General features: G+C 42.2%; 8 protein-coding genes and 1 pseudogene. All 9 read left to right on the forward strand.

The features are described from left to right. Nucleotides 1–162 precede the first annotated feature (162 nt). On the forward strand, nucleotides 163–1,572 hold the full coding sequence (flgE, locus tag H4J61_RS00220; RefSeq protein ID WP_220461151.1) for a flagellar hook protein FlgE: 1,410 nt from the start codon (nucleotides 163–165) through the stop codon (nucleotides 1,570–1,572). Nucleotides 1,573–1,881: 309 nt separating this feature from the next. After that, nucleotides 1,882–2,625, forward strand: coding sequence for a flagellar basal-body rod protein FlgF (gene flgF, locus H4J61_RS00225; RefSeq protein ID WP_182182630.1), 744 nt, complete (start codon nucleotides 1,882–1,884; stop codon nucleotides 2,623–2,625). A 22-nt stretch (nucleotides 2,626–2,647) separates the two neighbouring features. Beyond that, on the forward strand, nucleotides 2,648–3,436 hold the full coding sequence (flgG, locus tag H4J61_RS00230; protein ID WP_182134766.1) for a flagellar basal-body rod protein FlgG: 789 nt from the start codon (nucleotides 2,648–2,650) through the stop codon (nucleotides 3,434–3,436). A gap of 64 nt (nucleotides 3,437–3,500) precedes the next feature. Then, the gene (gene flgH, locus H4J61_RS00235; RefSeq protein WP_404852049.1) at nucleotides 3,501–4,160 is read left to right on the forward strand and encodes a flagellar basal body L-ring protein FlgH; all 660 of its coding nucleotides are present in this window, start codon (nucleotides 3,501–3,503) and stop codon (nucleotides 4,158–4,160) included. 65 nt (nucleotides 4,161–4,225) lie between these two features. Further along, entirely contained in the window at nucleotides 4,226–5,281 is a 1,056-nt protein-coding gene (locus tag H4J61_RS00240; RefSeq protein ID WP_259363030.1) for a flagellar basal body P-ring protein FlgI, read from the forward strand. Nucleotides 5,282–5,297: 16 nt separating this feature from the next. Then, nucleotides 5,298–6,290: a flagellar assembly peptidoglycan hydrolase FlgJ gene (flgJ, locus tag H4J61_RS00245; RefSeq protein ID WP_182182633.1), complete on the forward strand. Its 993-nt coding sequence runs from the start codon at nucleotides 5,298–5,300 to the stop codon at nucleotides 6,288–6,290. Between the two features lie 59 nt (nucleotides 6,291–6,349). Beyond that, complete coding sequence (gene flgK, locus H4J61_RS00250; RefSeq protein ID WP_182182634.1) at nucleotides 6,350–8,356, forward strand: flagellar hook-associated protein FlgK; 2,007 nt, start codon at nucleotides 6,350–6,352, stop codon at nucleotides 8,354–8,356. Between the two features lie 8 nt (nucleotides 8,357–8,364). Continuing rightward, a complete protein-coding gene (gene flgL, locus H4J61_RS00255; RefSeq protein ID WP_182182635.1) occupies nucleotides 8,365–9,567 on the forward strand; it encodes a flagellar hook-associated protein FlgL in 1,203 nt (400 codons plus the stop codon). Nucleotides 9,568–9,958: 391 nt separating this feature from the next. Then, a pseudogene (locus H4J61_RS00260) lies at nucleotides 9,959–10,344 on the forward strand (flagellin); the annotation flags it as partial.

Consider the following 10,344-nt stretch of genomic DNA (forward strand, 5'->3'; position numbering starts at 1 on the left):
TTTTACTGGTTAAAATAACCCACTACTGCGTTATTTATTTAATAATTAGAACAACTAGTTATTAAAATAAATGCCTTATATTTGGCCATTTTTCCTGCGTATAAAGTAGACCACCTAATTAATGAGATAGGTATTAAACAATTTTTTGTATGAGGTGAAATTATGTCATTTAATATATCATTGAGCGGATTAAACGCAGCTCAGAAAGATTTGGATATAACATCCAACAACATTGCCAATGTAAACACCACTGGCTTTAAAGAATCACGAGCAGAGTTTGTTGACGTTTATGCGTCTTCACTTTTATCAGCCGGTAAAACTAAAGTCGGTGACGGTGTTTTGACGGCTGATGTGGCGCAACAATTTTCACAAGGTAGTATTAAGTTTACCAACAACTCCTTAGACTTGGCAATTACCGGTAACGGATTTTTTGCTACCGTACCAGAAATTGGTAGTTTAGAAACTTCATATACCCGATCGGGTCAGTTTAAATTGAACCAAGACAATTTTATTGTTAATTCTCAAGGTGGGCACTTATTGGGCTTTCCTGTTAATGGCGATGGTTCATCGACCTCAGTAAATTTAAGTACCGCCGAGCCTATTCGTATTCCAACCGCCTCAGGTGCACCACAGAGAACCTCAGAAGTTGATGTGCGAATGAATTTACCCGCAGGTGAAGCCTATATTAAAGATGCGCCAGGAAACTTTGACTCCACGGATCCATCAACATTTAATCATTCAACATCAGCAACGGTATTTGACTCATTCGGTGACAGTCATATTATGACTTATTACTTTGTCAAAGATAATCCAACGACCAACCCTAATCAGTGGATGATGTTTACCGCTGTTGATGACGAGATGGTTGATTTAGAGGCTGATCCTGGGCAGAGTAACCCCATTGCGGGGGCAGCGTCTGGACCGCTATCTGATCGCATATTACCTACACCGCCTTATGATGGGGTAGAGACCGGAGTTGTTGGTGCCAGATTAAGCTTTAATTCAGTAGGCGATTTTACTGGCATAGTGCCAAGCTTAGATGACGGCGGATTAACGACGCGCGCTCTTGGCGGCAACATCTTATCGAACGGTGCAGATCCTACTCAGACCATCAGTGTTAACTTTAATTTAGATCCCTCAGGTCCGAATCCAGATGAACCCACACAGTTTGCTTCCAACTTTCAAGTCACCTCTTTACAACAAGATGGACTAGCAGTTGGTCGATTAACCGGTATTGATATCGGCGGTGATGGTTTGGTCAGGGCGATATACAGTAATGGTACTTCCGAGCCTTTATCACGTATTGCGATGGCAAATTTTGCCAATGATCAGGGCTTAGAACAGGTTGGCAGCACTGGTTGGAAAGAAAGCATCGCCTCTGGAGAAGCGCTAGCGGGTGAAGCGGGTGCGGGTACCTTTGGTTCGATAAGTTCTTCAGCATTAGAGCAATCTAATGTTAATTTAACCTCTGAGTTAATTGACTTGATCTCGGCGCAACGAAATTTCCAAGCTAACTCTAGAGCACTCGAAGTTGGTAATCAGTTAAACCAAACCATTTTACAGATTCGTTAATCTCAATAGTGGTTAATAGCAATAGACAATAATTGCTCATAGCTACCAGATTAATTTATAGCACTCAGCGCTAGTTATTGAGTCAATGAAGTTAAAAAGCCAGATAATCATCCATTGATATCTGGCTTTTTTATACTCAGGACGAGCAGACCGTAAAGGAATAGTGGTCAGTACAAAAGCTTTTAGTAAAAAAGTCATCAGATCATAAGTTTAACACCATTCGTATTCCACCTTATTAAGCCTTCTTAATTTTTGGCACTTTATTTGCAACAGTTTCAATATTATTAATATTATTGAGTGAAGTTCATTATGGATAAGATGTTGTATATCGCCATGAGTGGTGCAAAGCAAAACATGCAAGCCTTATCAGTCAATGCTAACAACCTCGCTAACGCCAAAACTACGGGCTTTAAAGCGGATCTAGCCAATGCTAGATCCATGCAAGCCTTTGGTGAAGGCATGCCTTCTCGGGTATTTTCAATGACCGAACGAGCAGGCCAAAACTTTGACACTGGTGCCTTATTGACCACAGGACGTGATCTTGATATTGCCATTAAAGGCCAAGGTTGGTTAACGGTACAAACCGAAGATGGTAATGAAGCCTATACCCGCAATGGTCAGTTGAAGTTAAACGACAACGGGGCACTTGAAACCTCAAGAGGTGACATAGTGATTGGCGACCGTGGGCCAATTTTTTTACCTTTACCTGTGAGTAATATCAATATCACGTCTGACGGCACCATTATGGTTCAGCCTGAAGGAGCGCCAAGCTCTGCTCAAGAAGAAGTCGGCAGAATTAAATTTGTTAACCCAGACAATCGCTTCCTAGAAAAAGGCAGTGATGGCTTATTTCGTCGTCAAGACGGCAACAATGAACCGGCCGATGTCACGGTAAAAGTGGCGAGTGGGGCATTAGAGTCGAGTAACGTAAACCCTATTAGTGAAATGACCGATATGATCGCGCTGCAGCGTCAATTTGAAATGCAGTTAAAAATGATGAAAACCGCAGAAGAAGTTGATGCAAGTGCAGCTTCGTTATTAAAAGCGTTCTAAATAAAATTTTTCGAGGTGATATATGAACCCAGCATTATGGATCAGTAAAACAGGCTTAGACGCCCAAACCAAAGAGATTGCGGTTATTTCCAACAATCTAGCCAACGCCAGTACCATTGGTTTTAAAAAGAGTCGCGCGGTATTTGAAGACTTACTTTATCAAAATATTAACCAGCCTGGTGGGCGTTCAGCACAAGACACTGAAATGCCGTCAGGGTTAATGTTAGGTGCGGGTACCAAAGTGGTAGCCACACAAAAAATTCACACCCAAGGTGACATGCTTAATACCGACAATGCTTTAGATTTGATGATCCAAGGTGAAGGTATGTTTGAAATTTTAATGCCTGACGGCTCTTCTGCTTATTCACGTAATGGTCAATTTACCATGAACGATGAAGGCAGCATAGTGACCCCAGGCGCAGGTTATTTAATGCAGCCGCAAATAACCGTACCAGAAGATGCCTTGAGTATTATTGTTTCGCAAGACGGTGAAGTTTCTGTCACCTTGCAAGGCCAAGCTGAACCCGCTGTAGTTGGACAAATTAATACCGTTAACTTTGTCAACCCAACTGGATTACAGCCCATCGGACAGAACTTATACATAGAAACTGCAGTAAGTGGTGCGCCACAAGAGGGTGTACCAGGTTTGGCGGGTTACGGCATGATAGTGCAAGGTGCGTTAGAAACCTCAAATGTTAATACCACCGAAGAGCTGGTTAACCTGATTGAAAGCCAACGAGTTTATGAAATGAACTCGAAAGTCATTTCGGCGGTTGACGAAATGCTTAGCTACATTAATCAGCAACTATAACGTTGAGGAAGGTATCATGAAAAGCACCCGAACTTCGTTATTAAGCACAGTATTTACCGTCAGTATGGTCGCGCTATTATTCACGGGTTGTGCTAGCACTAAACAAGAAAAAACATTGCCTAATGATCCTGATTTTGCACCCATTTTACCCGAAGTGGAGGATAAACCTTTAGTGCCAACGGGTTCTCTTTTTAATGTTAACTATGTTAATAACATCTATTCAGACTCTAAAGCGCATCGGGTTGGCGATATTATTTCCGTGATTTTAAGTGAAAGTACCCAAGCGCAAAAAAGTGCCAAAACAGAGTTTAAAAAAGCCAATAGTGCCACGCTCAATCCTATTACCGGTTTTGGTGGTGCAGCGGTAAATTTCAACAACAAAGCCATACAATTTGGTTACGACCAAAGCTCAGATTTTAAAGGTGATTCAAAAGCCAATCAGGGCAACAGTTTAGCTGGCAATATTTCGGTGCATGTCTTGAGAGTTTTACCCAACGGTAACTTGATGATCCGTGGTGAAAAATGGATGTCATTAAATAATGGTGATGAATATATTCGCTTAACGGGTATTGTTCGTTCGCAAGACATCAGTTCAGATAACACAGTTACCTCGAGTAAAGTAGCGAACGCCCGTATTGAATATGCTGGCACCGGCACATTCGCTGACGTGCAAGAGCAAGGCTGGTTGTCGAAGTTTTTCAATAGTTCATGGTGGCCTCTTTAGTAGGATCATAGCAGTAGGATAAGAGAATGAAAAAATATTTAGTTAGCTTTACTTGTTTAACCTGGATGCTTTTATTACCAGCAGCCAATGCCCAACGTATTAAAGACTTGGCTGATGTTGCTGGTGTGCGCAGCAACCAATTAATTGGTTATGGTTTGGTGGTGGGTTTGCCAGGTACGGGTGAGCAAAGTCCTTTTACCGAGCAAAGTTTTAAAACCATGTTAAGCAATTTTGGCATTAAAATGCCGGCGAATTTAAAACCAAAAATTAAAAATGTCGCTGCTGTGGCGGTCCATGCTGAATTACCTGCATTTGCCAAACCAGGGCAAACCATTGACGTTACCGTGTCGTCTATGGGTAGCGCACAAAGTTTACGTGGCGGTACCTTAATACAAACTATTTTAATGGGACTAGACGGTAATGCTTATGCGGTTGCCCAAGGTAGCTTGATTGTGAGTGGTTTAGGCGCTGAAGGCTTAGACGGCTCAAAAGTGATTGCTAATACCCCCACCGTGGGTCGTATCGCCAATGGTGCTATGGTTGAGCGCGAAGTATTATCGCCCTTTGCTTCAGGTGACCATATTACTTTTAATCTTCATAACGCTGACTTTACCACCGCAAAGCGCCTTTCTGACACCATTAATAACTTAATTTCTGGCTCAGCACGCGCCATTGACGCTGCGTCGGTACAAGTTACTGCGCCCAGAGATGCTGCGGATCGGGTGAGTTTTTTGTCAGTATTAGAAAACTTAGAGTTTGAACCCGGCTCGCCAGCGGCAAAAATTATTGTTAACTCACGCACAGGTACTATCGTTATTGGCGCTGATGTTCGCCTATTACCAGCGGCAATTACCCATGGTGGCATTACCGTCACTATTAATGAAGTGGCTGCTGTTGCACAGCCTAATGCCTTTGCTGAGGGGGTAACGGTAGTGACTAATCAATCGATTATTGACGTTAAAAAAGATGACTCACGGATGTTTGTTTTTGACCCCGGCGTTACGCTAGACGCACTTGTACGTGCTATCAACCAAGTAGGCGCTGGCCCTGGTGATGTTATGGCGATATTAGAAGCCCTAGACCAAGCCGGTGCATTACGTGGAGATTTGATCATTATTTAATGAACAAATAAAGCTTATGACAACACGTATTGCAGACGCACAAAACTTTTTAGACGTTAACGGCTTAAACTCGATTCGCCAAGACGCGAAATCGGGTGATAAAGCCGGTAAAAAAGACGCATTAGAACAGGCTGCTAAACAGTTTGAAGCTATTTTTATGCAAATGCTGATGAAAAGCATGCGTAAAGCGCAAGAAGTGTTGGAGTCTGATAGCCCATTTAATTCAGAATCGACCAAATTTTATCGTGACATGCATGATCAACAAATGTCACTAGAGTTGTCCAATAATGGTGCCTTAGGTCTTTCTGAACTTATTGTTCGCCAGCTCGGTGGCGACAGTGAAAACTTTACCCCACATAATATTTTACGCAGCGATGGTAATCTCGATAGTCGTGGCAGTTTGCGTATTAGCGAGCCGGCATTGCTCAGCAATATAGGCACAGTCAATGACTCGTCAGCGCATCAGGATCCTAGTAAAGATCGTCAAACAAATGGCTCTATTGCTGCCCAAGCGGCCAGCATGATGCAAAGCCCAACCTTCGAACAGCCAAAAGATTTTGTTAGCGCCTTAACCGCTGATGCTAAACGTGTACAAGATAAAATCAACGTACCCTTTGAGGTCGTTATTGCTCAAGCTGCGCTAGAAACCGGTTGGGGTCAAAAAATAATCAAAACCAATTCAGGTGAAAGTTCGAATAACTTATTTAATATTAAAGCCGATAGCCGCTGGGCTGGCGAGAAAACACACAAAGAAACCTTAGAGTTTGAAAATGGCGCTATGGTGAAAAAGCGTGAACCGTTTAGGGTTTACGAATCTATTGGCCAAAGTGTTGATGACTACTTAAATTTATTGACCAAAAGCGAACGCTATCAGGGGGCATTAGAAAATTCTGCCAATGTGGAGCAATTTTTGCATAACCTACAAAGTGCTGGTTATGCCACCGATCCTGATTACGCTAAAAAAATCATAGGAACACTTCGGACAGTAACCAGTTTATTAGATAAATAATAAATAAGTTTACCGCTAATTTCACTGTTGAAATTAACGTTACTGTAGGAGTTTAGGTCATGTCGATTAATCTGTATCAATCTGGTGTTAGTGGTTTACTGTCCGCGCAGCAGCAGTTGGGCACTACAGGTCATAACATTGCTAACGTTAATACTGAAGGTTATACCCGCCAACGAGCTGAACAAGCCGCAGTGGCAGGAAATGCTAACAACGGTAATTTTATTGGCGCCGGTACTTATGTTCAAGACATTACTCGGCTCTACGATCAATTCTCTTATAAAGAACAATTACTCAATAAAAGTAACTTGGGTAATGCGGACTCAATTAGTACCGACCTGAACCAATTAAATCAAATAATGTCATTTTCAAACGAAGCTATTGGCGGCTCTATTGATCGGTTTTATCAAGCGGCTAATGGTATTGCTGACAACCCAAGTGACATGGGTTTACGTAATATCGCGCTCAGCCAAGCCGAGGTATTAGCCAAAGATTTTAACAGCTTAAATGATAATTTAGACCAGCTTGAAAAGTCGACTAACGGCGAAATCGAGCAAATGGCGAATAAAATATCACAAATATCTCTTAATTTGGCCAAAATTAATGAACAAATATTAGATAGTAAAAACCTAGATCAAACCGGCCAACCCAATGATTTATTAGACAAGCGCGACCAATTGGTGAGCCAACTGGGCGAATATACCTCGGTTAATACCATTGAAGACTCTAACGGGGTAATGACCGTTATGATCGGAAATGGCGCAACGCTTGTTGCCGGTACTACGGCTTTAACGGTGAGTGTGCAAGCGGGCGATCCTGACCCATTACAAACAAAATTACAGTTAAATAGTCGCAATGGCTCGGTCGCACTTGAGGGCGCTAAGTTGGGTGGCGCTATTGCCGCGAAAATAGAATATCGTGATGAGCATGTTGCCAAAGCGCGTAGCGAACTCAATCGTTTAGCCATGTCAGTGTCACAAACTTTAAATCAAACCCAAGCACAAGGGCTAGATTTAAATGGTAAGCAGGGCCTAGATATTTTTACTGATATTAACAGCACCAGCCTACAAAACTCACGCGTACTCGCCTCATCAAAAAATTCAGGCAGTGTGCAATCTGGCATAAAAATTACTGACATTTCATTAGTGCCCACCAATGAATTTACCCTTAAGTATGACGGCTCAGACTATATTATGACCAATGAACTTAATGGTAGCAAAACTACCTTAGCCGAGTCATCTTTGGGTTCGGGGGTTTACCCAAGCGATTTTGGCTTTGAATTTACCCTTAATTCAGGCACACCGAATGTAAATGATAGTTTTACACTGCGTCCAACCGAAAACAGCGCCGCATTAATGCATCTCACGCTTAACGATCCTAAAGGCATAGCTGCAAGCTCTGCCATTTCGGTCGCGGCGAATGATAATAACGTCAGTAATGGCACTGTGAATATTGTCAATGTAACGAATCCAGAAATTGCTCGCGCTTTTACCGAAGGCAGTAATGCAAAATTAACCGTAGATGTTTATGAAAGTGTGCCAGGCACCTTCGAATACCGAGTTTATGACGCGGCTAATCCACCACCGGCGGCGCCATTAGCCAATGGTAGCTTTGCTGCTGGCGCATCAGTGGTTATTGACATGCCACCATTACCAGCAACCGCCGCTTTTCAAATAGACATTGCTGGTTTACCCGTTGGGCAAGGGCCATTTGCTCGGGAAAAATTTACTATCTCAGATGTTTTTGGCTCAGGTAACGCCAGTAATGCCAGCATAATGGCGGCCACGCAAGAACAACAGATTTTAGGTGGCGGTAAACAAACTTTTAACCAAGCATTAGCCACGGCCACCGCTAATGTAGGGTCAAATGCCAGTTCGGCTGAATTTGTTGCTGACACAGCGCAGGCACTGTATACCCAAGCCTATAACCGCAATCAATCTAAGTCAGGGGTAAATCTTGATGAAGAAGCGGCAAACTTATTGAAATACCAACAAGCCTACCAAGCGTCGTCACAGATAATTTCAGTGGCAAATACCATTTTCGACACATTACTAGCGGCCACTAGATAGGAGTTATTATGCGCGTTTCTACAGCACAGTTTTATATTCAAAGTGGCTTAAAAATGTCTGATCAGCAGTCTAGCCTTAACGAACAAGCTAATAAAATTTCTAGTGGTAAGCAGGTTGTAACCGCCAAAGACGACGCCGTAGCCTATGGCACCTTAGCCGGTTATAAAAATGATTTGGCCAATATTGATAAGTACCAACGTAATATTACCCAAGCAGAAAACCACAACAGTTTAATTGACACCACGCTAGCCAGTGCTGAAGGCATGATAAATGAATTAAAAGACTTAATGCTACAAGCTAATAATGGCGCTTACACAGCGGATGACCTTGCCGCTATTGGCAAACAGGCCAGCCAAAATTTGCAGCAAATACTCGGCATTGCCAATACCCAAGATCCATCGGGCAGTTATGTTTTTGCCGGTTACCAAATTGACGATGCACCGTTTGCTTTACAAGCCGATAACTCGGTGAACTATCGGGGTGACAATGGTGTGAGAGAATTACAAATAGCCAAAAACGTTAGCATAGCGACGAATCAAAGTGGTGAGCAGGTTTTTGAAAAAGTGCCCAATGCTATTGGCGACTTTTCTGCCACTTACAATAGCAATAGCTCAGGCATAGCGGTTGAACGTGCCGTTGTCGCCGATGCGAGTAGTTATAATAGTGTGGCTAATCCAGCAGACTTTACCTTTGAATTTAGCACAGCCACTGACTTAAGCATTACTGACGGCGCCGGTAACGTGACCAATATCGCGGATTACGCACCAGGGCAAACCATTGCCTTTAACGGTATTGAGGTTAAATTAAGCGGCAACCCATTGCCGGGCGATAACTTCTCGCTAACACCGGAACAAAATGTCGGTATTTTTGAGACAATAAAATCAGCCATTGATTGGATTAACAACAAGGCCAGTGGCGAAGAAGACCCACAAGTACAAGTTGACTATAATCAAATTCTTAACCAACTAGGTGATTCAATTAACCACCTAACGTCTAGCCGAGCAGAGTCGGGTATTAACTTACAAGTTATCGACCGTCAAAAAAGTAACCATTTAGATACTGAGTTGTATTTAACCTCAGGTAAATCATCGATTGAAGATTTAGATATTGCCAAAGCTTATTCTACTTTTGAACAATCAAAAGTAGCCTTGCAAGCGGCGCAGCAAACCTTTACGCAGGTACAGGGTTTGACTTTGTTTAATTATATTTAATCACACTTTTAAGCATTATTTTAGGTATAACTTTAAGCATTATTTAAGCTAAAACTCGGTATTTACATTAGCTTGCTTAATTTTGGTACAGATGTTGCTTTAGTAGAAGTAGGAAGCATAAAGATAAAGAAAAATATAAAACTGGCGGTTTCAGCTTGTAAAGCTTAATCGCAAAAATCATGGCTACTAAGGCCAATATAGCCCGAATGCATGGCAACAGTTGTTTTAGCCATAAGTTGTTTTAGCATTGATAAGTTTTAGTAATGATAAACACGGGCTGAAAACTACAGTGTTGGCAGTTTGTACACAAAGCAAACCGACTAATGCATAACCTAACGCATCATTTAACATATCAATATGTTAAAGATAATTTAATTTCTAGGAGTCTATCATGGCCTTATCAGTAATGACCAACACGGCATCATTGAATGCTCAGCGTAACTTAACTAAATCTAGTAATGATTTGGCCACCTCAATGGAACGTTTATCATCGGGTATGCGTATTAATAGCGCCAAAGATGACGCGGCCGGTTTGCAAATCTCAAATCGCTTAACCACACAAATTAATGGCTTAGCTGTAGCCCAACGAAACGCTAACGACGGTATTTCAATGGCGCAAACCGCAGAGGGCGCTATGTCCGCCTCTACTGATATTTTACAACGTATGCGTGAATTAGCCCTGCAATCATCGAATGGTTCAAATAGTCAGGATGACAGAGATGCCATGCAAAAAGAAGTTGGCGCATTACAAACTGAGTTAACTCGTATTGCTGAAAC

This window comes from Colwellia sp. MB3u-4 (assembly GCF_014077065.1).
Taxonomy (GTDB): Bacteria; Pseudomonadota; Gammaproteobacteria; order Enterobacterales; family Alteromonadaceae; genus Cognaticolwellia.

Bases quoted from the DNA above. Each gene is read 5' to 3' on its own strand.
- flgE (WP_220461151.1), top strand. From the start codon at position 163: ATGTCATTTAATATATCATTGAGCGGATTAAACGCAGCTCAGAAAGAT.
- flgF (WP_182182630.1), top strand. From the start codon at position 1,882: ATGGATAAGATGTTGTATATCGCCATGAGTGGTGCAAAGCAAAACATG.
- flgG (WP_182134766.1), top strand. From the start codon at position 2,648: ATGAACCCAGCATTATGGATCAGTAAAACAGGCTTAGACGCCCAAACC.
- flgH (WP_404852049.1), top strand. From the start codon at position 3,501: ATGGTCGCGCTATTATTCACGGGTTGTGCTAGCACTAAACAAGAAAAA.
- H4J61_RS00240 (WP_259363030.1), top strand. From the start codon at position 4,226: ATGCTTTTATTACCAGCAGCCAATGCCCAACGTATTAAAGACTTGGCT.
- flgJ (WP_182182633.1), top strand. From the start codon at position 5,298: ATGACAACACGTATTGCAGACGCACAAAACTTTTTAGACGTTAACGGC.
- flgK (WP_182182634.1), top strand. From the start codon at position 6,350: ATGTCGATTAATCTGTATCAATCTGGTGTTAGTGGTTTACTGTCCGCG.
- flgL (WP_182182635.1), top strand. From the start codon at position 8,365: ATGCGCGTTTCTACAGCACAGTTTTATATTCAAAGTGGCTTAAAAATG.